Raw genomic sequence first — 22,889 nt, forward strand, 5'->3', positions numbered from 1 at the left:
CACACATAAGGGTGCCCATGTCCGGATTCGCCTGCGGAGGAGGGGGCAACTGTGCTGCCGGAAGGCGGCAGGGCGGCGCGCCGCGGCGGCCCCCGCACGTAACGATTCGCACCGGCCGCCGGTCCGCCCTCCTGGGCTCCGGCCGCCAGGGGCGGTGGGGCACGGCGGACAGGTAGCCTTTCCTCCGTGCCCCGTCTGTCTGAAGTCATCGCCGAGCTCGACGCCCTCTGGCCCCCCGAGCGGGCCGAAGGATGGGACGCCGTCGGCACGGTCTGCGGTGATCCCGGGGCGGAGGTCAGCCGCGTCCTCTTCGCCGTGGACCCCGTGGAGCAGATCGCCGACGAGGCCCGCGAGCTCGGCGCCCAGCTGATCGTCACCCACCACCCGCTCTATCTGCGGGGTACGACGACGGTCGCCGCCTCCACCTTCAAGGGCCGGGTCGTGCACGGGCTCATCAAGCACGACATCGCCCTGCACGTGGCGCACACCAACGCCGACACCGCCGACCCCGGGGTCTCCGACGCGCTCGCCGCCGCCCTGGACCTGCGGGTCACCGGCCCGCTCGTGCCCGACCCCACCGACACCGGTGGCCGCCGCGGTCTGGGACGGATCTGCGAACTGGACCACCCCGAGTCCCTCCGCGACTTCGCGGCCCGTGCCGCCGCCCGGCTGCCCGCCACCGCGCAGGGCGTCCGGCTGGCAGGCGACCCGGACGCCGTCGTGCGGCGGGTCGCGGTGAGCGGCGGGTCGGGCGACAGCCTCTTCGACGCCGTACGCGCGTCGGGCGTGGACGCCTTCCTCACGGCGGACCTGCGCCACCACCCGGCCTCCGAGGCCGTCCAGCACTCGCCGCTCGGCCTGGTCGACGCCGCGCACTGGGCCACCGAATGGCCCTGGTGCGAGCAGGCCGCCGCGCAGCTCGAAGCGATTTCCGACCGCCACGGATGGGGCCTGCGGGTCCACGTCTCGAAGCAGGTCACCGACCCCTGGACCACCCACCACTCTTCTGGAGCCCCCAACTGAACGCCGCGCCCGCCGACCAGATCCGACTCCTCGAAGTCCAGGCCCTCGACGTACGTCTGTCGCAGCTCTCCCACAAGCGCACGTCCCTGCCCGAGCACGCCGAGATCGACGCGCTCACCAGCGACCTCGCCCAGCTGCGCGACCTGCTCGTCGCCTCGCAGACCGAGGAGAGCGACACCACCCGCGAGCAGACCAAGGCGGAACAGGACGTCGACCAGGTGCGCCAGCGCGCGGTCCGCGACCAGCAGCGGCTCGACTCCGGCGCGGTCTCCTCGCCGAAGGACCTGGAGAGCCTGCAGCGCGAGATCACCTCGCTCGCCAAGCGCCAGGGCGACCTGGAGGACGTCGTCCTCGAGATCATGGAGCGCCGCGAGTCCGCCCAGGAGCGCGTCGCCGAGCTGACCGAGCGCGTCAGCGCCGTACAGGCCAAGGTCGACGACGCGATCGTCCGCCGGGACACCGCCACCCGGGAGCTCGACGCCGAGGCCGCGACCGTGGCCAAGGACCGCGAGGTCGTGGCGGGCGCCGTCCCCGCCGACCTGCTCAAGCTCTACGACAAGCTCCGCGCCCAGCAGGGCGGCGTCGGCGCGGCCCGGCTCCACCAGCGCCGCTGCGAGGGCTGCCGCCTGGAGCTGAACATCACGGAGGTCAACGACGTGAAGGCCGCGTCCCCCGACACCGTGCTGCGCTGCGAGAACTGCCACCGCATCCTGGTCCGCACCCCGGACTCGGGACTGTAATGCCCGCTCCCCGCCAGCTGGTCGTCGAGGCCGACGGGGGCTCCCGGGGCAACCCGGGGCCCGCGGGGTACGGCGCGGTCGTCCTCGACCCGCACGACGCGACGACCCTCGCCGAGGCCGCCGAGTACATCGGCGTCGCGACGAACAACGTCGCCGAGTACCGGGGCCTGATCGCCGGGCTGAAGGCGGTCAGGGAGCTCTTCCCGGACACGGACGTACAGGTCCGCGTCCGGATGGACTCCAAGCTGGTGGTCGAGCAGATGTCGGGGCGCTGGAAGATCAAGCACCCCGACATGAAGCCGCTCGCCGCGGAGGCCGCGAGCATCCTGCCCGCCTCCTCGGTCACGTACGAGTGGATCCCGCGCGAGCGGAACAAGCACGCCGACCGCCTCGCCAACGAGGCGATGGACGCGGGCGGGCGGGGCGAGCAGTGGGACGCGGCGTCGTCGACGGCCGACAGGGGGACGGCGCGCACGGCGGCCCTCCCGGAGCCGGCGCCTCCGGCCGGCCCGCCCGGCGACGCGGTGGCGGGCGCGGCGAAGGTCCGCGCCGCGATGGCCGCCGCCCGCCCGGCCCAGGCGGCCCCGCGGGCCACCTCGGCCACGCCGCAGATGGGCTGGGGGAGCGCACCGGATCTGGGCGCGCCCGCCACCTTCGTCCTGCTGCGGCACGGCGAGACGGCCCTGACACCGGAGAAGCGGTTCTCGGGCAGCGGCGGCAGCGACCCCGCGCTCTCGGAGACCGGCCGCCACCAGGCCGCCTGCGCGGCCGAAGCGTTCGCCGCGCGCGGCACCGTCGAGGAGATCGTCAGCTCGCCGCTGCGTCGCTGCCGCGAGACCGCGCAGGCCGTCGCCGACCGGCTCGGCCTGGAGGTCGCCGTCGACGAGGGACTGCGGGAGACCGACTTCGGGGCCTGGGAGGGCCTGACCTTCGCCGAGGTGCGTGAGCGGCACGGCGCCGACCTCACCGCCTGGCTGGCGTCGCCGGACGCCGCGCCCACGGGCGGAGGTGAGAGCTTCGCCGAGGTCGCCGAGCGGATCTCGGTCACGCGCGACCGGCTGGTCGCCCGCCACAAGGGCCGCACGGCGCTCCTCGTCACCCACGTCACGCCCATCAAGACCCTGGTACGTCTCGCGCTCGGCGCCCCGCCGGAGTCGCTGTTCCGCATGGAGCTCTCGCCCGCGTCCGTCTCGACGGTGGCGTACTACGCGGACGGGAACCCCTCGGTGCGGCTCCTCAACGACACCTCGCACCTGCGGTGACGACCCCGAGGTGAGCTGGCCGACGGGAATCCTGGGCTTCGTCGCGGGGCTGCTGATCTCGCTGGCCACCGCACCGGTCGGGGTGTCCGGGGCGGTGTTCCTGCTGCCGGTCCAGGTCAGCGTCCTCGGCGTGCCCAGCCCCGCAGTGACGCCCACCAACCTGCTGTACAACGTGGTGTCGTGCCCCGGGGCGCTGCTGCGCTACCGCAGCAGCGGACAGCTGCGGGGTCCGCTGACCCGGCTGCTCGTCGCGGGCGCGGTACCGGGCGTGGTGGCGGGCGCCGTGATCAGGGTCTTCGCCGTGCCCGGGCCCACCGTCTTCCGCGCGTTCATCGCCGTCCTGCTGCTCCCGCTGGGGGCCTGGCTGTGCGCCCGTACGCTGAGGCCCGCCCGGGGTGCTCATGCCGTCCGGCCGCCCTCGCCCCGCGCGACCGCCGGGCTCGCCCTGGCCGTCGGCGCCGCCGGTGGCGTCTACGGCATCGGCGGTGGTTCTCTGCTCGGCCCGATCCTCGTCGGCCGCGGGGTCCCCGTCGCCAGGGTCGCGCCCGCCGCGCTGGCCTGCACCTTCGTCACGTCCCTTGCGGGGGCGGGCACCTACGCGCTGCTGTCCCTCACCGCGACGGGCGACATCGCGCCGGACTGGCCCCTCGGTCTGGTCTGCGGCCTCGGCGGACTCTGCGGAGGCTACCTCGGCGCCCGGCTGCAACCGCGCCTTCCCGAGAAGGGGCTGCGCCTCCTGCTCGGCGTCCTCGCGCTGGGCGTCGGACTCCTGTACGCGGTCCAGGCGGTGCGCTGAGACGGGGCCCGGCACCGCTCGGGCCCACCGCACGGTGGTGTCAGGGCCGATGCGATGCGACGGCGCCGAGCCGTGTACTCCGGGCCCTGCACCGCGTCAGGCCGTGCGCCCCAGCTCCGCGGCCTGCGCCGCCAGCCGCTCCACGCGCGCCCAGTCCTTGGACGCCACCGCGTCGCCGGGAACCATCCAGCTGCCGCCCACGCAGCCGACGTTGGGCAGGGCGAGGTAGGACGGCGCCGAGGCGAGCGAGATGCCGCCCGTCGGGCAGAAACGGGCCTGCGGAAGGGGGGAGGAGAGCGCCTTCAGATAGGCGGTGCCCCCGGCCGCCTCGGCCGGGAAGAACTTCATCTCGGTGACGCCGCGCTCCAGCAGGGCGACCACCTCGGACGTCGTCGAGACGCCCGGCAGGAACGGCACCCCCGAGGCCTTCATCGCGTCCAGCAGCCCGTCGGTCCAGCCCGGGCTGACGAGGAAGCGCGCCCCCGCGGCCACGGTCTCGGTCACGTGGGCCGGGGAGATCACCGTGCCGGCGCCCACCACGGCATCCGGCACCTCCGCGGCGATCGCCCGGATCGTGTCCAGGGCGGCGGCCGTCCGCAGCGTGACCTCGATGGCGGGCAGTCCGCCGGCGACGAGGGCGCGGGCCAGCGGCACCGCGTCGGCCGCGTCCTCCAGGACGACGACGGGCACGACAGGGGCGAGATCCAGTACGGAAGCGGACACGGCGGCGGGCGCGGAGGAGGTCATGGACTCATCCTGCCGCGCGGACAGCACACTGCGCAACGAGCGTTGCGTATGCTGCAACGCCGATCGACGGGTCAGTGGATCTCGGTGACCACCACGTCGAGGGTCCAGGCCCGGCCCGCCCGCGCCGGGGCCTGCGCCTCCACGACGTATCCGAGGTCGCGCAGCACCTCCACCAGCTCCGCCGGACCCGCGGGCCGGGCCCCGGCCGTCAGGAGATCGCGGACCATCCGGCCCTTGGTCGCCTTGTTGAAGTGGCTGACCACGGAACGCTTCTCCACCCCGTCCACCATCCGCGACTGGAGGACCCGCACGCTCGCCGTGCGCTCGGCCACCGCACCCGCCGGCTTCCAGGCCCCGGCGTACGCCGAGGAGCGCAGGTCCAGGACCAGCCCGTCCCCGGCGGCCTCCGGCATGACCGACGCCATGGGGGCACGCCAGTGCGCGTTCAGGGCGCCCAGGCCCGGCAGCTTCACCCCCATCGAGCAGCGGTACGACGGGATCCGGTCGTCCACCCGCACCGCGCCCCACAGCCCGGAGAAGACCAGCAGCGAGGCCCTGGCGCGGCGCCGGGCCGCCGCGTCCAGCGTGGCCAGGCCGAGGGCGTCGTACAGGACCCCCGTGTAGATCTCCCCGGCGGGCCGGGTGCCGGCCGTGCGCAGCGCGGCGTTCTTGGCGATCTCGCCCCGCAGGCCCACGCTCAGCCCGAGCACCTCGCGCGCCTTCTCCTCGTCCGCCAGGCACAGCTCGACCAGCTCGTCGAGGATCGCGGCCCGCGCCCCGGCGAGGCCCGGCAGGGACAGGGACTCCGGCTTGAGCGGTGCCCCGCGCCCCGAGGCGGCCTTACCTTCGGAGGGCGGCAACAGCACGAGCACGAGAGTTCTCCTTCATACGCGGCACAGGGTCCCGTCGCGCACGGGAGCCCCCGGCAAGGGTACGGGCCGTGGCCCCACCGGCCGCCCGGGACGCCGGCGTCACGCCCCTGTCGCGGAGCCCGGAGACCGGTGCCGCCGCCCGTCCGCGCGGCCGGACCCGGGGCCCCGGCGGGGCCGGAGGCCGGGATGCCGACGCCCCCACCCCGGCCTACGCTCGGTGCATGCCCCGTCGCCAGATTCGCGTGACCGGTACGGACGGCACTCCGCTGCGGGCGGCCCTGGGCGCCCTGCGCACCGAGCTGGGTCTGCCCGCCGGCTTCCCGCCCGCCGTCCTCGCCGAGGCCGCGGAGTCGGCGAGGTCGCCGGATCTGTCGGGCCACGAGGACGCCACGGACCTGCCGTTCCTCACCATCGACCCGCCCGCGTCGACGGACCTCGACCAGGCGATGTTCCTGGAGCGGCGTCCGCACGGCTTCCGGGTGCACTACGCCATCGCCGATGTCGCCGCGTTCGTGCGGCCCGGTGGTGCGCTGGACGCGGAGGCCCACCGGCGGGTGACGACCCTGTACCTGCCCGACGGCAGGATCCCGCTGCACCCCGAGGTCCTCTCCGAGGGCGCGGCGAGCCTCCTCCCCGGCGAGACCCGCCCCGCCGCTCTCTGGCGGATCGACCTCGACCCGGAGGGCCGTACCGTCTCCGCCGAGGTGCGCAGGGCCCTCGTACGCAGCCGCGCGAAGCTCGACCACGCGGGTGTCCAGCGGCAGATCGACACGGGAACGGCCGAGGAACCCCTCGCCCTGCTCCGGGACATCGGCCTGCTGCGTGAACAGCAGGAGATCGCCCGGGGCGGCATCTCGCTCGGCGTACCCGAGCAGGAGGTCGTCGAACGCGACGGCCGCTACGACCTCGTCCACCGCGCGCTCCTGCCCGCCGACGGCTGGAACGCCCAGATCTCCCTCCTCACCGGCATGGCAGCCGCCGGGATCATGCGGGACTCGGGCACCGGCATCCTGCGCACGCTGCCGGTCGCCCCCGACGGAGCCGCCGCCCGGCTCCGCCGCTCGGCCGAGGCCCTGCACATCGAGTGGCCGCACCACGTCCCGTACGCCGAGGTGGTGCGCTCGCTCGACCCGGCGCAGGGCAACCACGCCGCGTTCCTCCAGGACTGCACCACGCTCCTGCGGGGTGCCGGCTACAGCGTGTTCGAGCACGGCCACCTCCCCACTCCCGCCGTGCACGCGGCGGTCGCCGAGCTCTACACGCACTGCACCGCACCGCTGCGGCGCCTCGTCGACCGTTACGCCGCCGAGCTCTGCCTCGCCGCGACCGCCGGTCACGAGCCCCCGGAGTGGGTGCTCCAGGCGCTGCCCGCCCTGCCCGAGGAGATGGCCACCGGTACCCGTCGCGCCGGCACCGTCGAACGCGGGTGCGTCGACCTGGTCGAGGCGGCCCTGGTCGAGGGCCGCGTCGGCGAGGTCTTCGACGGCTTTGTGATCGACGTCAAGGACGGTGACCCGGCTGTCGGCACCGTCCACATCGAGGACCCCGCGATCGTCGCCCGGATCGAGTCCGGCACCCCTCTCCCGCTGGGCGAACGACTGAGAGTCAGGCTCACCCAGGCAGGCCCCCGCACACCGAAGCTCCTGTTCGCCCCCGCGTGAGGCCGCGCTCCGCCCCGCGTGCGCCGTGCCTTCCTCGTGCGTCCCCCACCCGTGGGCGCCGTTCCGAGTCCCCCGGCGACCGGCTTGTCCGTATCTCGTACGATCACGTCTTCGGCTACGGACTGCGTACCGACTCCGTACCAGGGAAGGTCTTACGCGTGAGTGACCTCGCCGCCGCCACCGTGGCCAGCAGGCCCCGGCAGATCATCGCCGCCGCACGCGTCCTCCTGGAGTCGGAGGGCCCCGAGGCGCTGACCATGCGACGGCTCGCCGACCGGGTGGGCGTGAAGGCCTCCTCCCTCTACAAGCACTTCCCCGACAAGTCGTCCGTGGTGGCGGCGCTGGCCACGGAGACGCTCCGGGAGACGGCGGGGGTGCTGGCGACCGCCGAGGCCGCCGCCCCCGGCTCCTTCTCCGCGCTCGCCACCGCCTACCGCGCCTACGCGCTGGCCCACCCGCACCTCTACCTCCTCACCATGGGGCGCGCCCTCCCCGCCACGGCGGCGGCCGACGCGGCGGCGGCCCCGTTGTTCCGCGCTGCCGGGGGCGACATCGACCGGGCGCGGGCGGCCTGGGCCTTCGCCCACGGCATGGTGGTCCTGGAGCTCGACGGCCGCTTTCCGCCGGGTGCCGACCTCTCGGCGGCCTGGGAGGCGGGCATCGCGGCCTTCACCGCCCGGCCCGCCGGGTAGCATGGTCGGCACGGCAGACGAGCCGGGCGGACGGCCGCGTGAGGATCTCCGGATCCTCCCGAGGAACGTCCGGGCTCCACAGGGCAGGGTGATGGCTAACGGCCACCCGGGGTGACCCGCGGGACAGTGCCACAGAAAACAGACCGCCCGGGACTCCGGTCCTGGGTAAGGGTGAAACGGTGGTGTAAGAGACCACCAGCGTCCGGGGCGACTCGGACGGCTAGGTAAACCCCACCCGGAGCAAGGTCAAGAGGGAGCGCCCCGGTGCTCCTGCGCGAACGTTCGAGGGCGGCCCGCCCGAGTTCGCGGGTAGACCGCACGAGACCGGCAGCAATGCCGGTCCTAGATGGATGGCCGTCTCCCCGGCCGCCGCGAGGCGACCGGGCGACAGAACCCGGCGTACAGCCCGACTCGTCTGCCTTCGGCTTCGCCGGCCGCGCCCCGACCCGGGGCGCGGTTCGGTCAGACGGCGCCCAGGTCGGAGCTCAGCCAGCGCTGCGGGCGCATGTGGATGACCACCTGCTCACCGTGCGCCTTCCACGCGAAGTCGACGTAGCCCTCGACCTTCTCGGCCGGGAGGTAGCGCGACGAGATCTCCACCAGCTGCTCGCGGGTGGCGGGCAGGGTCGCGACGACCGGGCCCTCCACGGAGACGTAACGGACGGTCGGCGAGACACGGTCGACCATGAGGGTGAAGCGGCCCGCCCTGGCGATCGAGGTCCCCTTGCGGGAGTCGCGGCCGGTCATGATCCAGAGGTCGCCGCCGGGCTCGTACTGGTACCAGATGGGCACCGTGAGCGGGGCCCGGCCCTCCTCCCCGGCGTCCACGGCGAGGGCGGCGACGTGCGGTTCGGCCAGGAACTGTTCGCGTTCTGCTCGGGACAAGGCCACGGAAGGACTCCTTCGTGCGCGGGCAGGCGTCGTTCAGGCTGAGATTATGCACCGTCAGCCGCCGGCGACCGGGCGTGTCGCCTCCGGTAGCCTGCGCGGCGTGATCGACGACCGTACGGCCACCGGCGACGCCGAGGTGGCGACAGCCGCCGCGCGGGCCGGCGCCGACGTGGTGCGCGCCAAGTACGGCGGCCACCTCGCCCGCATGGACAAGGGCGGAGGGGACTTCGCCACCGACGCCGATGTGGAGGCCGAGGAGGCGATCGTCGGTGTCATCCGGGCGGCCCGGCCCGCCGACGCGCTGCTCGGCGAGGAGGGCGGACAGCGGGGCGCCGCCGGCACGGAGCGCCGGTGGCTGGTCGACCCCCTGTGCGGCACGCTCAACTACGCGGTCGGCCACATGCTGGTGGCCGTCAACGTGGCGCTGCGCGGCGGACCTGCGGCGGTGGCCGACCCCTTCACCCATGAGGTGTTCTCCACCGACGGCCGGACGGCCTGGCTGAGGCACGAGGGCGCCGACACCCCGCTGGTGCCCACCTCGGCCACCCGGCTCGTGGACGTCAACCTGGATCCACCGTTCCCGGGGGCGCCGGCTTTCCGCGCCACCGACCTGCTGGCACACCCCACGTTCGTCGCGCGATTCCGGCCGCGCGTCGTGTCCACGACGCTCGCGCTGGCCTGGGTGGCCGCCGGCAGGCGTGCCGCCTATGTCACCGACGGTGGGGACCTCTCCGAGAACGTGCACTTCGCCGCCGGTATCGCCCTGTGCCGGGCGGCGGGCTGCGTGGTCACCGGGATCGACGGCAGGCCCGTCGGCCGGGGAGCCCGCGGACTGGTGGCCGCCGCCGACGCCGCGACCCACGAGGTCCTGATGTCGGTGATCCGCAGCGGTGGCTGACCCGGCGCGGTGCGGCCCGGCAGGAGGGCGGTCGGGGCCGATCCCACGGCCGCCGTCCGCGGGAACCCCGCCGCTCACCCGCCGCCGGGGAACCGGTCGTCGCTCAGCCGTGCGTACATCAGCATGTCCCGCCGTTGTCCGCCGATCTCCTGCCAGCCCCGCAGCAGCCCTTCGCGCAGGTACCCCGCGCTCTCGGCGGTCCGGACCGAGGCGGTGTTCCACGGCTCGACGAGGAGCTGGACCCTGGGGATGCGCAGTTCGTGCAGGGCCCAGGTGGTGACCGTGCGCAGCGCGGCGCCCGCGACCCCCTGGCCGCGCGCCGACGCCGTCATCCAGAAGCCGAGCGTCGCCCGGCCCTCGGCGGAGTCCCAGAGGTGGAGCCCGATGGAGCCGACCGGCCGCCTGTCCCGGGTGCGGGCGATGGTGAAGGGGTAGCCGGTCCCGGTGGCCGCGCGGTTCCACTGGCGCCGGACGAACGCCTGCGCCGCCGCGTCGGAGTAGGGCGAGGGGATGGTCGTGATCAGGGGGATGTAGTCGTCCTCCGCCGCCTCGCGCACGAGCGGCAGGTCGCTCATCTCCCAGGGGCGCAGGACGAAATCGGCTCCTGCGGTGAGGCTGGGGACGGTCAGCGGGTGTGCCATGCGCGTCATCCTGCCGCCGATCCGTCCGCCGCCCCTGCCCGACTCACCCGCGTGGATCACCCGGCGGTCGCCTGCTTGCCGGGCCGGCCGAGGAACGCCCCGGCGAGGAGCGCGCCCGCCAGGACCAGCGCCGCGTTGACGAGCACCGCCGTGGAGACTCCGGACAGCACCGCGCCGGGCCCGGTGGCCGTACCCATCCGGGCGGTGACGATCGCGCTCATGACCGGGATGCCCAGGGTGATGCCCACCTGCTGCGTCATGGTGGCCAGTCCGGTGGCGAGTCCCTGCTCCTCGTCGGGGAGCCCCGAGGTGGCGGTGACCATGAATCCCACGATCATCAGCATGTTGCCGACGCCGCCGACGAAGGTGGCGGCCAGCAGGAGAAGGATCCAGCCGCCCGAGGTGCCGAGCGCGACCAGGGAGAGGGTGGCGACGGCCTGGACGACGCCGCCGAGGACGATCGTGCGCCGGTTGCCGAAGCGGCCCACCGCGCGGCCTCCGAGCATGCCGCCGGCCACGGTGCCGATCCCGAGGACACCGAAGGCGAGACCGGTCGCGAGCGGGGAGTAGCCCAGCACCTCCTGGAGGTAGAGCGTCAGCAGGAAGACCAGCGAGGTCTCGGTGACGAAGGCGATCAGCCCGGTGGCGTTGCCCCAGATGACGCTGCGGCGCCGGAGGATGCGCACGGGCACCAGCGGCGCCGCCGCCCGCTTCTCCACGAACCAGAAGGCGGCCAGCAGGGCGGCACCGGCGAGGAGGGCGGCCAGGGTGGTGGGGGTGGTCCAGCCGGACTCGCCGGCCTGTGTCAGCCCGAACACGAGCAGCAGCAGGCCGCCGGTGACGGTCGCGGCGCCCGGCACGTCGAGCTTCGGCCGCTCGGCGGGCCGCGAGTCGGTGATCACGGAGGGGGCGAGAGCGACGACCAGCGCGGCGACGGGAACGTTGACGAAGAAGGCCCAGCGCCAGGACAGCAGATCGGTCAGCAGCCCGCCCAGGATCGCTCCCGCGGTGAAACCTGCGGACATCAGGGCGCCGTTGAGCCCGAGCGCCCGCTCGCGCAGCGGCCCCTCCTTGAACGCCGTGGTGAGCAGGGCGAGTCCGGCCGGGGTGACGGCCGCGGTCGCCAGGCCCTGGAGCACACGCGCGGCGAGCAGGACCTCGGGGGAGGTGGCGAGTCCGCCGAGCACGGAGGACAGGCCGAGGACGACCATGCCGCCCATGAACAGGCGCTTACGGCCGACGAGATCGGCGACGCGCCCGAACAGCAGGGTGAATCCGGCCGCCGCGAGGGCGAAGGACGTCGCGATCCACTGGAGGTGGGAGAGGGAGAATCCGAGCCCTTCCCCGACGGCGGGCAGTGCCACGTTCAGGATCGAGAAGTCCACCGCGATCATGAACTGGGCGCCGAGGAGGAGGACGAGGACGAGCTTCTGCCGCCCTGTCATCCGTACGGCGGGAGCCTGCGGAGGCGCGGCGGCGGGGGCTGTGCTGGATGTGGACATGAGGTGCCCTTTCCGGGAGCATCAGGAGCCCTAACGGTTCTGCGGTTCCGTTAAGGTGGATGCCACCGTAGCAGGGTGCGGTCAACTAATGGAACTGGAGACCCGTTATGAATGCTGGTGAAGTGGAGCCGGGCACGGTACGGCCGGGCGGCCGGACGGCGCGGGTACGGGAGTCCGTCCTGCGTGCGGCCGGAGACGCCCTGGTCGAGCAGGGCTTCGACCGGCTCGACCTGGCCGATGTCGCGCGCCGCGCCGAGGTGGGCAAGACGACGGTCTACCGGCGCTGGTCCACCACCGCGGGGCTCGTCGCCGATCTGCTTTCCGACATGGCGGAGCAGTCCGTGCCGCGCACGGACACCGGCTCCCTGGACGAGGACCTCAAGGCCAACGCGCGGCTGGTCGTGCGGACGCTGACCGATGCCCGCCAGGGCCCGCTCTTCGCCGCGGTGATCGCGGCGGCCACGTGCGACGCCCGTACGGCCGAGGCGCTCCACCGCTTCTACCAGGTGCGCGTCGCCGAGTGGGCGGGCTGTGTCGACGCGGCGGTCGAGCGCGGTGAGCTGCCGGCCGGCACCGACGCCCACGAGGTGATCCGGGCCGTCTCGGCCCCCCTCTACTACCGGCTGCTGGCCAGCGGTGACCCGCTCGACGAGAGCGTGGCCGACCGTGCCGCCGAGACGGCCGCGGTGGCGGCCAGGGCGGGCGTGTACGTGAACTGACGGGGAGGCGGGGGTCCGCGGTGCTTGACCTCTCGTGCACTCCAACCCGTAGCTTCTGCGGTCATGCGGACAGAGACGGATCGGCAGACACGGGTACTGGGGCGCAGCGGGATCGAGGTCGGCGCGCTCGGCCTCGGGTGCTGGGCGATCGGCGGTGAGTGGGTGACGCCCGACGGCAGCCCGCTCGGCTGGGGCAAGGTCGACGACGACGAGTCGGTGGCGGCGGTCCGACGGGCGCTCGAACTGGGCGTGCGGTTCTTCGACACCGCGGACGTGTACGGTGCCGGGCACAGCGAACGCGTCCTCGGGAAGGCGCTCGCGGGCCGGTGGGACGAGGCCGTCGTCGCCACCAAGTGGGGCAACCTCTTCGACGAGCGGACCCGGACCATGGACGGGCGCGACACCTCGCCCGCCTACGCCCGTGCCGCGCTCCAGGCGTCCCTGCGCAGACTGGGAACCGACCGGATCGACCTCTTCCAGTTGCATATCGGTGACACGCCCTCCGACGAGGCGGCCGTGCTGCGCGAGGCCTGCGAGGGGTTCGTGGCCGAGGGGCTGATCGGGGCGTACGCGTGGAGCACCGACGACCCGGAGCGCGCGGCGCTGTTCGCCGAGGGGGAGCACTGCGCGGCTGTCCAGCACGCCTGCAACGTGCTGGAGGACGCCCCCCGGATGCTCGGTCTCAGCGAGGAGCGGGGGCTGCTCAGCATCATCCGCAGCCCGTTGGCCATGGGCCTTCTGGCGGGGAGGCGTGAGCCCGGCCGGCGGGCGGAAGCCGGGGACATCCGGTCGACGCCGCCCGAGTGGCTGCACTGGTTCGAGGAGGGCGGGGTGCCCTCCGCGCACTGGGCGCGGCGGGTCGAGGCGATCCGGGAGGTGCTGACGGCGGACGGCAGGACCCTCGCCCAGGGCGCCATCGGCTGGCTCTGGGGCCGCAGCGCCCGGGCCGTGCCGATCCCCGGTTTCCGGACGGTGGCCCAGGTCGAGGAGAACGCGGCGGCCCTCACGTACGGACCTCTGCGGCCCGAGCAGCTGGAGGAGATCGACGGCCTCCTCGTGTGATGCCGGGCGGGACTCGCGGGGCCGGTACGGGACCGTCCCGGACGGCACGTCAGGTCCGCCGAACGGCACGGAACACGTCCGTCCGTGCCGTTCGGCGGACCTGGCTCCCGGGCCGGCCGGGACGGCGGTCCGGATGGGACGCACCCCGCGGAGGCCGGAGCGGCGACGCCCGGCCGCCGGGACTGCCCCTGCGCGGGTCGAAGCGGCGGCGCGGACGGGACGGGCAGCGCCCGGGCGAGGCGACACCCCCGGGGCCCGTCGAAGCGGTGGCCCGGTCGGTCGGGACCGGACGCGACCCGGGCACGTCGAGGTGGCGCCCTGTCGGGTGGCGCGCCTCGGCCGCCCGGGCTGTTGCTGCCCCCTCAGCCGATGCGCGTGCCCGTGCCGCTGACCCTGATCCGCGCGTCGCCCGCGTGCAGCGCCACGGTGAGCGTGCCGGGGCGGCCCATGTCGGCGCCCTGGTGCAGGGTGAGGACGGCGTCGGCCGGGACCAGGCCCAGCTCGCGCGCGTACGCTCCGAACGCGGCTGCCGCGGCGCCCGTCGCCGGGTCCTCGACCACGCCCCCGACCGGGAACGGGTCGCGGACGTGGAAGACAGTCTCGGACTCGCGCCACACCAGCTGGAGGGTCGTCAGGTCCAGCCGGTGCATGAGGGCTTCCAGCCGGGCGAAGTCGTACGCGAGGTCCGCCAGGCGTTCCCGGGTCGCGGCGGCCAGCACCAGGTGGCGGGCGCCCGCGTACGCGATCCTGGGCGGGAGGGCGGGGTCCAGGTCGGCGGCCGGCCAGTCCAGCGCGGCCAGAGCCTCCGTCAGGTCGTCCGCCGCGACGCCGGTGGTGTGGGGCTCGACGCTCGTCAGCGTGGCGCGGAGCTCGTCGCCCTCGCGGGTGACCGTGACCGGGACCGTGCCGGCTGCGGTGGAGAACACCAGCTCGCCGGGGCCGTCCCGCTCGGCGAGCGCGATGGCGGTGGCGATCGTGGCGTGGCCGCAGAAGGGGACTTCGGCCTTCGGGCTGAAGTAGCGGATGGTGTGACCCCCGCGGCCGTCCGGTGCGGAGAGGAACGCCGACTCGCTGTATCCCAGTTCGGCGGCGACGGCGAGCATCGCCGCGTCGTCGAGCGCGGAGGCGTCCAGGACGACACCTGCGGGATTGCCGCCTTCCGGATCGGCGGAGAACGCGGTGTAACGCAGGACCTCGGGGCCGGAGAGAGAGCTCATGCCGGAGGACAACCGGCGGGCGGGTGCCCGCATTCCCGGTGGGTGCGTGATCCCCTCCGCGGGCGTGGTCCGGGGTCCTGACCCCCCGGACCACGCCGTTCGGCCGTTCCCCGCGGACCCCCCTTGGCCGCGGCGGCCTGTTCACTGCGGTCAGTGGCAGACCTTGACGCCCGTCCCCTTGCTCCACGAGCAGGAGTCCAGGAGCGCCCCGCTCGGCTTGATCAGCCGGGCCTTGTCGCCGGTGTTGTTCCAGACGTACGAACCGCGGTTCCAGTACACGTGGGCACCGGAGCTCGTGCCCTTGCCGGTGTGGACCCGGACCGTCTTGCCCGCGGCCACGGTGACCGAGGGGAAGGTGTACGTGTAGCCGGTGTCGTCCTTGAGCCTGTACCCCTTCAGTTGCAGCTTCGACGTGCCGTTGTTGTGGATGTCCACGTACTCGGCGTTGAGCGAGGTGTTGCTGCGGGTGTCCGTGCCGGGGCTGTCGTACTGGATCTTGCCGAGGTGCAGCCCGCCCTGGTGGGAGGCCGCCGAGGCCGGGGCCGTGGCGAGGAGCGAGCCGGCCAGTGCGGTGGCGGCGGCCAGGGCGAGGGGCGCGGCGGTGCGTATGCGCATGCGTTGTGGTCCTTCTGTGTGCATCTGGTGAAGGTCAGCAGCATACGGGCAGCACGCGCTTGCCCGGGCCCTTGGTCGGAAATTCGCAAACTCCGTCAGTCGAGGGCGAGTTCCAGGCGGATCCGGTCGCGATCGCGGGCAGGCCGGGCGGCTGCCGGGGTGGGCGCGGACCGACGGCATCGCCTCGCCCCCGACGTCCCTTCGGGGCGGCTGCGGGGCTGCGCGCGGACCGGCCGGGGGATCAGCCTCGGCCCACGTACGGCATGGCCGTCGCCAGCACCGTCGCGAACTGCACGTTGGCCTCCAGGGGCAGCTCCGCCATGTGCAGGACCGTGCGCGCCACGTCGGCCGCGTCCATCACCGGCTCGGCGGCCACCTCGCCGTTCGCCTGGAGGATTCCCGTGCTCATCCGCTCCGTCATGTCGGTCGCCGCGTTGCCGATGTCGATCTGGCCGCAGGCGATCCGGTACGGCCGCCCGTCCAGCGACAGGGACTTCGTCAGGCCGGTGACCGCGTGCTTCGTCGCCGTGTACGCGATCGAGTGCGGGCGCGGCGCGTGCGCCGAGATCGAACCGTTGTTGATGATCCGGCCGCCCTGGGGGTCCTGCTCCTTCATCAGGCGGTAGGCCGCCTGCGCGCACAGGAACGTCCCCGTCAGGTTGACGTCCACCACCGTCCGCCAGTCCTCGTACGCGAGGTCCTCGACCGGCACCGCACGCGGTCCGAAGGTCCCCGCGTTGTTGAAGAGCAGGTCGAGCCGGCCGAAGCGGTCCCGTACGGCCGCGAAGAGGGCGGCCACCCCGTCCGGGGTGCTCACGTCGGTGGGCAGGCACACCGTGGTGCCCGGGGCCGCGGCGGCTGCCGTCTCCTCCAGGGCCGAGGCCCGCCGCCCCGCCAGGGCCACCGTCCAGCCCGCGCCCGCGAGAGTGACGGCCACGGCCCTGCCGATGCCCGATCCCGCACCTGTGACGACAGCGATTCTCTGCTCAGCGTTCATGGCCCGGCAGCGTACGGGAGGCGTGCCGACGGGCCGGCACCCGGTGCTCATCACACCGCCATAAGGATGTTGTGTACCCGCCAACGGCAGGTCTTCGCCCCGCATTCCAATGCCTCTGACAGCATCCGGCAGGGGAGGGGCATATGACACCCGCACAGATCAGCACAGGGCAGGGCCGGAACGGCCATTCCGAGGAGCTCCGCATCGCCGCCCGGCGGCTCGGAGCCGGAGTGGGCCGCCGCCGTTTCCTCACCGTCACCGGTGCGGCCGCCGCACTCGCCTTCGCGGTCAACCTGCCTGGAGCGGGCACGGCCGCCGCCGCCGAGCTGGACGCCCGCAGGATCACCGAGGACCCCTTCACCCTGGGTGTCGCGTCCGGGGACCCGCTGCCGGACTCCGTCCTGCTGTGGACCAGACTCGCGCCCCACCCCTACGAGGCCGACGGCGGCCTGCCCGCCGAGCGGGTCCAGGTCCGCTGGGAGATCGCCCGGGACGAGCGCTTCAGCCGGATCGTCCGGCGCGGATCGACGACCGCGCACCCGGAGTTCGGCCACAGCGTCCACGTGGACGTGGACGGCCTCGGCTCCGACCGCACCTTCTACTACCGCTTCCGCGCGGGCGACTGGATCAGCCCCGTGGGGCGTACCCGCACCGCCCCGGCACCCGGGGCGCGCAACAGCTCCCTGAGCCTGGCGGCCGTCTCCTGCCAGGCGTACCACGACGGCTACTTCACCGCCTACCAGCACCTCGCGGCCGAGGACGTCGACGTGGTCTTCCACCTCGGCGACTACCTGTACGAGTACGCGGTGACCGCCGTCGGCGGCGCGCGCGCGTACACCGACCGCGTCCTGCCGGCCCACTTCAACCGGGAGACGCTGACGCTGGAGGACTACCGCATGCGGTACGGCCTCTACAAGTCCGACCCGGACCTGCGCGCCGCGCACGCCGCGCACCCCTTCGTCGTCACCTGGGACGACCACGAGACGGAGAACAACTACGCGGGCGACACCCCGGAGAACAGCGTCCCGCCGGAGGAGTTCCTGCTGCGCAGGGCCGCCGCCTACCGCGCGTACTGGGAGAACCAGCCGCTGCGCACCCCGCAGCGTCCCACCGGCCCCGACATGCGCCTCTACCGGCGCCTGCGGTTCGGCCGGCTCGCACAGTTCGACATCCTCGACACCCGCCAGTACCGCAGCAACCAGGCCTACGGCGACGGATGGAAGGTGCCCGGACCGGAGTCCGAGGACCCCTCGCGCACCATGACGGGCGCCGCCCAGGAGCGCTGGCTGCTCGACGGCTGGAAGCACTCCCGTGCCCGGTGGAACGTCGTGCCGCAGCAGGTCACCTTCGCCCAGCGGCGCGACGTGCCGACCGACGCCTACAAGCTCTCCATGGACTCGTGGGACGGCTACCCGGCCTCCCGCCGGCGGATCATGGACGGGGCCGAGGCGGCGGGCATCGAGAACCTCATGGTCCTCACCGGCGACGTGCACGTCGGCTACGCCTTCGACCTGAAGAAGGACTTCGACGACCCGTCCTCCCGCACCGTCGGCACCGAGATCGTGGCCACCTCGATCGCCAGCGGCAAGGACGGGTCCGACAAGCCGGCCAGCTGGAACAACCAGACGCAGGCCAACCCGCACATGAAGTTCTACAACGGCCGCCGCGGGTACGCCCTCGTCACCCTCGGCACGGAGCAGGCGCGCGCCGACTTCCGCACGGTGTCCGCGGTCACCACGCCCGGCGCTCCCGTCAGCACGGCCGGCTCCTTCGTGACCGAGGCCGGGAACCCGGGGCTCACCCCCGCCTGACCCGGCTCCGGGTCAGGCGCGGTCGTCCGCCGGATAGCGGACGCCGACACGGGCGCGTACCGCGTCGAGCGTCCGCATCACGGCGAGCGAACCCTCCAGCGGCACCAGCGGGGACTCCTTCTCGCCCGCCAGGAGCGCACGGGTCACCTCGGCCGCCTCGTACTGCATGCCCGTCAGGCCCTGCGGGCCGGGACCGGTGACGACCTTCTCGGGCTCCCGGCCCGGCCGGTGGAGGAGGAAGTGCTCCGGGTGGAAGAAGCCCTGCGGGAAGTCGATCCGCCCCGCCGTGCCCGTGACCGACGCGATGGTGGGCAGGTCCCCGACGATCGAACAGCTCAGCAGCGCGGTGGCACCGGAGTCCCAGCCCAGCAGCATGCCGGTGTTCAGGTCCACGCCCTCCGGGGAGAGCAGCGCGTCCGCCTGCACGCGGTCCGGCTCGCCGAGCAGCAGCTGGGCGAAGGACACCGGGTAGACCCCGAGGTCCAGCAGCGCGCCGCCGCCGAGCGCGGGATCACGCAGCCGGTGCTCGGCCCCGAAGCTGCCCGCGAAGCCGAAGTCGGCCTGCACCGTGCGGATCTCGCCGATCGCGCCGTCCCGCACCAGCTCGGTCATCCGCCGGATGAGCGGGTTGCAGTACGTCCACATGGCCTCCATCAGGAACAGGCCGCGCTCCCGGGCGAGGTCCACCAGTTCCCGCGCCTCGCGGGCGTTGAGCGTGAACGCCTTCTCGCACAGCACGTGCTTGCCGGCCTCCAGCGCGAGCGCGGCCGCCTCCCGGTGCGCGGAGTGCGGAGTGGCGACGTACACGACGTCGACCGTCTCGTCGGCCACGAGCTCCGCCCAGCTGCCGTACGCCCGCTCGATCCCGAACCGGTCGGCGAACGCCTTCGCGGAGGCCTCGGAGCGCGACGCCACCGCCACGACCTCCGCCCCGGAGCCCTTCATCGCCAGCAGGTCCGCCGTGAACGTCGCGGCTATGCCGCCCGTCGCCAGTACACCCCAACGCACAGTCCCGCTCATGCCCGCCCGCTCTCACACAAAAAGGTATCGACCACTACGACTGACCTGAGAGCATAGATGCGGATTCAACGAAGCGGAGAAGAGGATGCCGGACAACGGCGCGAGCCGGGCCCAGCAAGAACACGCACACATACCCACGAACCTCACCGGCGCCGCACTCGGCGCCCCGGCCACCGCCACCCCCACCGCTGCGGGTGCCCCGGCCGTCCCCCCGACCCCCGCACCGAGCCCCCCGGCCACCACCGCACGGCGGGCCGGCCTCCTGGTCACCCTGGTGCTGGGCGGACTCACCGCACTGCCGCCCCTGTCGATGGACATGTACCTCCCGGCGCTCCCGGAGGTCACCGACTCCCTGCACGCCCCCGCGTCCACCGTCCAGCTGACCCTGACCGCCTGCCTCACCGGCATGGCCCTCGGACAGCTCGTCGTCGGGCCCATGAGCGACCGCTGGGGCCGGCGCACGCCGCTGCTCCTCGGCATGGTCGTCTACGTGATCGCCACCGCGATCTGTGCCGTCGCCCCCACCGCGGAACTCCTCATCGGCTTCCGCCTCCTCCAGGGACTGGCCGGTGCGGCCGGCATCGTGATCGCCCGGGCCGTCGTACGCGACCTCTACGACGGCGACGAGATGGCCCGGTTCTTCTCCACCCTGATGCTGATCTCGGGAGTCGCTCCCGTGATCGCGCCCGTGATCGGCGGGCAGGTGCTCCAGTTCACCGACTGGCGCGGCATCTTCGTCGTCCTCACCGTCATCGGCGCGCTGCTCACACTCGTCGTCTGGAAGTGGCTCCACGAGACCCTGCCGGCGAGCGGCCGTCACACGGGTGGCATCGGCGACGCGCTGCGCACCATGCGCGGACTGCTGGCGGACCGGGTCTTCACCGGCTACATGATCGCGGGCAGCCTCGCCTTCGCCGCGCTCTTCGCCTACGTGAGCGCCTCCCCGTTCGTGGTCCAGGAGATCTACGGCGCGTCGCCGCAGACCTTCAGCCTGCTCTTCGGGATCAATTCCGTCGGCCTCATCGCCGTCGGCCAGATCAACGGCAAGCTGCTCGTCGGGAGGGTCAGCCTGGACAAGGCGCTGGGCCTCGGCCTCGCCGTCATCTCCGTCGCCGCGATCGCCCTGCTGCTGATGACCTCCGGGGTCTTCGGCGAGGTCGGCCTGCTGCCGGTGGCCGCCGGGCTGTTCGTGCTCATGTCGGCGATGGGCCTGGCGATGCCCAACACCAACACCCAGGCGCTGATGCGCACCAGGCACGCGGCGGGCTCCGCCTCCGCCCTGCTGGGGACGTCGCAGTTCCTCATCGGCGCCATCGCCTCGCCCCTGGTCGGGATCGCGGGCGAACGGACCGCCGTGCCCATGGCCGTGGTCCAGGTCGTCTGCGCCCTCGCCGCGACGGCGTGCTTCCTGCTGCTGTGCAGGCCGTGGCGGAGCACCGGCGGGACGCGGCAGCCGGTCAAGGGCTGAGCGGTGCACCGGCGCGACGGGGCGGGCCCTGGCCCCAGGGCCGCCGGCTCCGTTGCGCCCGGTGCGGTCCACCGGGCAGACTGCGGCGATGGGCGCCGAAGAGGAACTGCCGTTGACCGGTGGGAACGTCAGCGAAGGGGTCGTCCGGGCCGGTGACACCGTCCGCCGCCCCGCCGGGCCGTGGACACCGGCGGTGCACGCGCTGCTCACCCATCTCCACGAGGCCGGCTTCCGGGCTGCTCCCCGCCCCCTGGGCATCGACGACCGGGGCAGGGAGGTCCTGACCTTCGTGCCGGGCGAGGTGATCTGGCCGGACCGGTTCGCCCTGGTGGACCCCTCGGCCGGGCTGGCACGCGTCGCGCGTACGGTCCGGGACTTCCACGACGCCGTGGCCGGTTTCACGCCTCCGCCGGACGCCCGGTGGAACGCGCTCGTGCCGGCGGACGGAGCCGACATCATCGCCCACCACGACCTGGCCCCCTGGAACCTCGTCGCCGACGGCGACAGGGGATGGGCCTTCATCGACTGGGACAACGCCGCCCCCGGCACACGCCTCTGGGACCTGGCCTACGCCGCACGGGGCTTCGTACCCCTGTCCGGGCACCCTCACTGGCAGCGCACCGACGCACCGGAGCGGCTTCGCCTCTTCGTCGACGCGTACGGCCTCGACGAGACCGGGCGGCGCGCGCTGGTGCCCCTGCTCGGCCGCCGTACGCGCGCCATGCACGACTTCCTCCGCGACCAGGCCGCCGAGGGCAACCAGCCCTGGGCGAGGCACTGGGCACAGGGCCACGGGGACGCCTGGCGGACCGACGCCGCATACGTCGAGCAGCGCGAGGAGTGCTGGCTCCGGGCCCTGCTCGACGGCTGACGACGGGCCCCCGGACGAAGGGAAGCGCAGCCCTCCCGCGCGCGGCCGGGTCAGCCCACGCGCGGGTAACCCAGCAGGTGCAGACGGTCCTTGCGGTCCGTCCAGCGGAACACCCCGAAGCCGAACGCCTCCGTCTCCGGCAGCCGGGTGTTCGGCGGCAGCGGCTCCACGCTCCAGGTCGTGAAGCTCACCGCGACCGGGCCGCCCCCGCCGTCCAGCGCCTCGGCCGCGTCGCGCGCGGTCCTCGCGCCGTACGCCGTGCCCCCGTCGGTCACGGACGCGAGCGTCAGCTGCGGCGAACCGTCCTCGTCCTCGAAGCAGAAGCCCTTCTTCGCGTCCAGGTCGAAGGCGAGGTTCCCCGCCACCAGGTAGCCGCCCGAGGACGACACGACGGCCTGCGGATAGCGCCCCGGCTCTATGGCGGGCTTGTGGCACTCCACCGACGCGACCGGCCTTCCGCTCGCCGCGTCGTGGACCGTCCACATCTGGTGGGTGGCCGCACGCTTCGCGCCCTTGACCGGCTGCCACTTCGCCAGGACCAGCCCCGGGACCACCGAGGTGGGCGTCCCGGAGAGCGGATCGGCGCCCTTCGGCGCGTTCTGCCTGCTGAACCAGCCGCCCCGCACCCAGAATTCGCGTACGCCGCTCAGCAGCAGTCCCTTCGCCGTCTGCCCGCGCACCTCGGTGAGCTGCTTGCAGGCCGCGCAGCCACGCGGATAGGTGACGGCCGACGCCGCGATCTCCGACACCTCGCCGTCGATCGGGTCCACGACCGCGCTGTTCGCCCGTCCGTCGCTGATCAGGATGCCCGGCCCGGTCGCGGTGACGGTGGGCGTACCGGTCCACGGCACCTCGACACGCCGCCGTTCGCCCTCCACCACGTCGTACACGTCCAGGGCGACGAACGTCTCCGTGGGGCTGAGCGCGTCGGAGGGCCTGCCGGCCGACCAGGTCACGAAGAACTCCCGGTCGTCCTTGACGACGGTGAGCAGCTTCGGGAAGCGCGACGGGTCCGCCGGCCGCCCTGCCTCGCCGCTCCAGTTGGCCTTGCCGCTCTCCGCGTCGAGGGTCCGCAGCCGGTACCGGCCGCCGGGCTCGCGCACCAGGTAGGCCAGCAGCCCTGTCGTCTGCGACACGGCGTAGTCGGGCCCCGCGCCGACGACCTCCCAGCCGCGGCCCGTCGAGTAACCGGAGGGGACGGGCAGCCGTGTCGCCGGGCCGGTGCTCCTCTTCGCGGGCTTCTTCGGCTCCTCGCCGTCCTCGGAGCCCTCGCCCCCGCAGGTCGCCAGCAGGAGCAGCAGCGCCAGGACGAGCACCCCGCCGGCCAGGGCCAGGCGCACGATTCTCTGTCTCATCGGTCCCCCCGACCAGCCGATTCCCCGGG

22 protein-coding genes and 1 other RNA gene are annotated in these 22,889 nt (G+C 73.7%); 13 read left to right on the top strand and 10 right to left on the bottom strand.

Going from position 1 to position 22,889, the window contains the following annotated elements:
- Positions 1–186: 186 nt before the first annotated feature.
- The 4 genes from ACFY8O_RS09925 to ACFY8O_RS09940 are packed head-to-tail and all read left to right on the top strand — an operon-like array spanning position 187 to position 3,821.
- Positions 187–1,023 (top strand): Nif3-like dinuclear metal center hexameric protein, encoded by an 837-nt coding sequence (locus tag ACFY8O_RS09925; RefSeq protein ID WP_145801805.1) that lies wholly within the window; start codon positions 187–189, stop codon positions 1,021–1,023.
- Positions 1,020–1,763: a zinc ribbon domain-containing protein gene (locus tag ACFY8O_RS09930; protein WP_208765947.1), complete on the top strand. Its 744-nt coding sequence runs from the start codon at positions 1,020–1,022 to the stop codon at positions 1,761–1,763. The genes ACFY8O_RS09925 and ACFY8O_RS09930 overlap by 4 nt, the downstream gene beginning before the upstream one ends.
- Entirely contained in the window at positions 1,763–3,025 is a 1,263-nt protein-coding gene (locus tag ACFY8O_RS09935) for a bifunctional RNase H/acid phosphatase (protein WP_387900425.1), read from the top strand. The genes ACFY8O_RS09930 and ACFY8O_RS09935 overlap by 1 nt, the downstream gene beginning before the upstream one ends.
- Before the next feature lie 10 nt (positions 3,026–3,035).
- Entirely contained in the window at positions 3,036–3,821 is a 786-nt protein-coding gene (locus ACFY8O_RS09940) for a sulfite exporter TauE/SafE family protein (RefSeq protein WP_145801809.1), read from the top strand.
- 96 nt (positions 3,822–3,917) lie between these two features.
- Here ACFY8O_RS09940 and eda read toward each other — a convergent pair whose 3' ends face one another.
- Together eda and yaaA are read right to left on the bottom strand one after the other, a co-directional pair.
- Positions 3,918–4,568 carry a bifunctional 4-hydroxy-2-oxoglutarate aldolase/2-dehydro-3-deoxy-phosphogluconate aldolase gene (eda, locus tag ACFY8O_RS09945; RefSeq protein WP_387900427.1) on the bottom strand — a complete coding sequence of 217 codons (651 nt, stop codon included), beginning with the start codon at positions 4,566–4,568 and terminating at the stop codon, positions 3,918–3,920.
- 71 nt (positions 4,569–4,639) lie between these two features.
- Positions 4,640–5,440 (bottom strand): peroxide stress protein YaaA, encoded by an 801-nt coding sequence (gene yaaA, locus ACFY8O_RS09950; protein WP_145801811.1) that lies wholly within the window; start codon positions 5,438–5,440, stop codon positions 4,640–4,642.
- A gap of 221 nt (positions 5,441–5,661) precedes the next feature.
- On the opposite strand from yaaA, the gene ACFY8O_RS09955 reads away from it, so the two are divergent.
- The 3 genes from ACFY8O_RS09955 (at position 5,662) to rnpB (ending at position 8,211) form a co-directional block, all read left to right on the top strand.
- Entirely contained in the window at positions 5,662–7,101 is a 1,440-nt protein-coding gene (locus ACFY8O_RS09955) for an RNB domain-containing ribonuclease (protein WP_387900429.1), read from the top strand.
- A 158-nt stretch (positions 7,102–7,259) separates the two neighbouring features.
- A complete protein-coding gene (locus tag ACFY8O_RS09960) occupies positions 7,260–7,793 on the top strand; it encodes a TetR/AcrR family transcriptional regulator (RefSeq protein WP_145801813.1) in 534 nt (177 codons plus the stop codon).
- 18 nt (positions 7,794–7,811) lie between these two features.
- Positions 7,812–8,211, top strand: an RNA gene (gene rnpB / locus ACFY8O_RS09965) — RNase P RNA component class A.
- Between the two features lie 44 nt (positions 8,212–8,255).
- Here rnpB and ACFY8O_RS09970 read toward each other — a convergent pair.
- A complete protein-coding gene (locus tag ACFY8O_RS09970; RefSeq protein WP_145801815.1) occupies positions 8,256–8,684 on the bottom strand; it encodes a pyridoxamine 5'-phosphate oxidase family protein in 429 nt (142 codons plus the stop codon).
- 91 nt (positions 8,685–8,775) lie between these two features.
- Here ACFY8O_RS09970 and ACFY8O_RS09975 point away from each other — a divergent pair, with 91 nt between their 5' ends.
- Entirely contained in the window at positions 8,776–9,582 is an 807-nt protein-coding gene (locus ACFY8O_RS09975; protein ID WP_387901080.1) for an inositol monophosphatase family protein, read from the top strand.
- Between the two features lie 74 nt (positions 9,583–9,656).
- Here ACFY8O_RS09975 and ACFY8O_RS09980 read toward each other — a convergent pair whose 3' ends face one another.
- Together ACFY8O_RS09980 and ACFY8O_RS09985 are read right to left on the bottom strand one after the other, a co-directional pair.
- Complete coding sequence (locus ACFY8O_RS09980) at positions 9,657–10,223, bottom strand: GNAT family N-acetyltransferase (RefSeq protein ID WP_387900432.1); 567 nt, start codon at positions 10,221–10,223, stop codon at positions 9,657–9,659.
- Positions 10,224–10,279: 56 nt separating this feature from the next.
- Positions 10,280–11,725 carry an MFS transporter gene (locus ACFY8O_RS09985; protein WP_387900434.1) on the bottom strand — a complete coding sequence of 482 codons (1,446 nt, stop codon included), beginning with the start codon at positions 11,723–11,725 and terminating at the stop codon, positions 10,280–10,282.
- A 107-nt stretch (positions 11,726–11,832) separates the two neighbouring features.
- On the opposite strand from ACFY8O_RS09985, the gene ACFY8O_RS09990 reads away from it, so the two are divergent.
- Together ACFY8O_RS09990 and ACFY8O_RS09995 are read left to right on the top strand one after the other, a co-directional pair.
- Positions 11,833–12,444: a TetR/AcrR family transcriptional regulator gene (locus ACFY8O_RS09990; protein ID WP_145801822.1), complete on the top strand. Its 612-nt coding sequence runs from the start codon at positions 11,833–11,835 to the stop codon at positions 12,442–12,444.
- A 63-nt stretch (positions 12,445–12,507) separates the two neighbouring features.
- Positions 12,508–13,506: an aldo/keto reductase gene (locus tag ACFY8O_RS09995; RefSeq protein ID WP_387900436.1), complete on the top strand. Its 999-nt coding sequence runs from the start codon at positions 12,508–12,510 to the stop codon at positions 13,504–13,506.
- Between the two features lie 362 nt (positions 13,507–13,868).
- Here ACFY8O_RS09995 and ACFY8O_RS10000 read toward each other — a convergent pair whose 3' ends face one another.
- From ACFY8O_RS10000 to ACFY8O_RS10010, 3 genes are all read right to left on the bottom strand, one after another.
- Complete coding sequence (locus tag ACFY8O_RS10000) at positions 13,869–14,723, bottom strand: PhzF family phenazine biosynthesis protein (protein ID WP_387900438.1); 855 nt, start codon at positions 14,721–14,723, stop codon at positions 13,869–13,871.
- Positions 14,724–14,873: 150 nt separating this feature from the next.
- Positions 14,874–15,338 carry a lamin tail domain-containing protein gene (locus ACFY8O_RS10005; RefSeq protein WP_387900440.1) on the bottom strand — a complete coding sequence of 155 codons (465 nt, stop codon included), beginning with the start codon at positions 15,336–15,338 and terminating at the stop codon, positions 14,874–14,876.
- A 241-nt stretch (positions 15,339–15,579) separates the two neighbouring features.
- On the bottom strand, positions 15,580–16,335 hold the full coding sequence (locus ACFY8O_RS10010) for an SDR family oxidoreductase (protein ID WP_387900441.1): 756 nt from the start codon (positions 16,333–16,335) through the stop codon (positions 15,580–15,582).
- A 143-nt stretch (positions 16,336–16,478) separates the two neighbouring features.
- On the opposite strand from ACFY8O_RS10010, the gene ACFY8O_RS10015 reads away from it, so the two are divergent.
- The gene (locus ACFY8O_RS10015; protein ID WP_387900443.1) at positions 16,479–18,146 is read left to right on the top strand and encodes an alkaline phosphatase D family protein; all 1,668 of its coding nucleotides are present in this window, start codon (positions 16,479–16,481) and stop codon (positions 18,144–18,146) included.
- A 12-nt stretch (positions 18,147–18,158) separates the two neighbouring features.
- Here ACFY8O_RS10015 and ACFY8O_RS10020 read toward each other — a convergent pair whose 3' ends face one another.
- Positions 18,159–19,166, bottom strand: coding sequence for a Gfo/Idh/MocA family protein (locus tag ACFY8O_RS10020; RefSeq protein ID WP_387900445.1), 1,008 nt, complete (start codon positions 19,164–19,166; stop codon positions 18,159–18,161).
- Between the two features lie 85 nt (positions 19,167–19,251).
- Here ACFY8O_RS10020 and ACFY8O_RS10025 point away from each other — a divergent pair, with 85 nt between their 5' ends.
- Together ACFY8O_RS10025 and ACFY8O_RS10030 are read left to right on the top strand one after the other, a co-directional pair.
- Positions 19,252–20,634 (top strand): multidrug effflux MFS transporter, encoded by a 1,383-nt coding sequence (locus ACFY8O_RS10025; protein ID WP_387900447.1) that lies wholly within the window; start codon positions 19,252–19,254, stop codon positions 20,632–20,634.
- Between the two features lie 88 nt (positions 20,635–20,722).
- Entirely contained in the window at positions 20,723–21,505 is a 783-nt protein-coding gene (locus ACFY8O_RS10030) for a phosphotransferase enzyme family protein (protein ID WP_145801836.1), read from the top strand.
- 50 nt (positions 21,506–21,555) lie between these two features.
- On the opposite strand, the gene ACFY8O_RS10035 is transcribed toward ACFY8O_RS10030, so the two are convergent.
- Positions 21,556–22,860: a hypothetical protein gene (locus tag ACFY8O_RS10035; protein WP_387900449.1), complete on the bottom strand. Its 1,305-nt coding sequence runs from the start codon at positions 22,858–22,860 to the stop codon at positions 21,556–21,558.
- Between the last annotated feature and the right edge of the window lie 29 nt (positions 22,861–22,889).

The organism is Streptomyces argenteolus (assembly GCF_042902585.1).
GTDB lineage: Bacteria > Actinomycetota > Actinomycetes > Streptomycetales > Streptomycetaceae > Streptomyces > Streptomyces argenteolus.

Bases quoted from the DNA above. Each gene is read 5' to 3' on its own strand.
- ACFY8O_RS09935 (WP_387900425.1), top strand. From the start codon at position 1,763: ATGCCCGCTCCCCGCCAGCTGGTCGTCGAGGCCGACGGGGGCTCCCGG.
- eda (WP_387900427.1), bottom strand. From the start codon at position 4,568: ATGACCTCCTCCGCGCCCGCCGCCGTGTCCGCTTCCGTACTGGATCTC.
- ACFY8O_RS09955 (WP_387900429.1), top strand. From the start codon at position 5,662: ATGCCCCGTCGCCAGATTCGCGTGACCGGTACGGACGGCACTCCGCTG.
- ACFY8O_RS09980 (WP_387900432.1), bottom strand. From the start codon at position 10,223: ATGGCACACCCGCTGACCGTCCCCAGCCTCACCGCAGGAGCCGATTTC.
- ACFY8O_RS09985 (WP_387900434.1), bottom strand. From the start codon at position 11,725: ATGTCCACATCCAGCACAGCCCCCGCCGCCGCGCCTCCGCAGGCTCCC.
- ACFY8O_RS09990 (WP_145801822.1), top strand. From the start codon at position 11,833: ATGAATGCTGGTGAAGTGGAGCCGGGCACGGTACGGCCGGGCGGCCGG.
- ACFY8O_RS09995 (WP_387900436.1), top strand. From the start codon at position 12,508: ATGCGGACAGAGACGGATCGGCAGACACGGGTACTGGGGCGCAGCGGG.
- ACFY8O_RS10000 (WP_387900438.1), bottom strand. From the start codon at position 14,723: ATGAGCTCTCTCTCCGGCCCCGAGGTCCTGCGTTACACCGCGTTCTCC.
- ACFY8O_RS10005 (WP_387900440.1), bottom strand. From the start codon at position 15,338: ATGCGCATACGCACCGCCGCGCCCCTCGCCCTGGCCGCCGCCACCGCA.
- ACFY8O_RS10010 (WP_387900441.1), bottom strand. From the start codon at position 16,335: ATGAACGCTGAGCAGAGAATCGCTGTCGTCACAGGTGCGGGATCGGGC.
- ACFY8O_RS10015 (WP_387900443.1), top strand. From the start codon at position 16,479: ATGACACCCGCACAGATCAGCACAGGGCAGGGCCGGAACGGCCATTCC.
- ACFY8O_RS10020 (WP_387900445.1), bottom strand. From the start codon at position 19,166: ATGAGCGGGACTGTGCGTTGGGGTGTACTGGCGACGGGCGGCATAGCC.
- ACFY8O_RS10025 (WP_387900447.1), top strand. From the start codon at position 19,252: ATGCCGGACAACGGCGCGAGCCGGGCCCAGCAAGAACACGCACACATA.
- ACFY8O_RS10030 (WP_145801836.1), top strand. From the start codon at position 20,723: ATGGGCGCCGAAGAGGAACTGCCGTTGACCGGTGGGAACGTCAGCGAA.
- ACFY8O_RS10035 (WP_387900449.1), bottom strand. From the start codon at position 22,860: ATGAGACAGAGAATCGTGCGCCTGGCCCTGGCCGGCGGGGTGCTCGTC.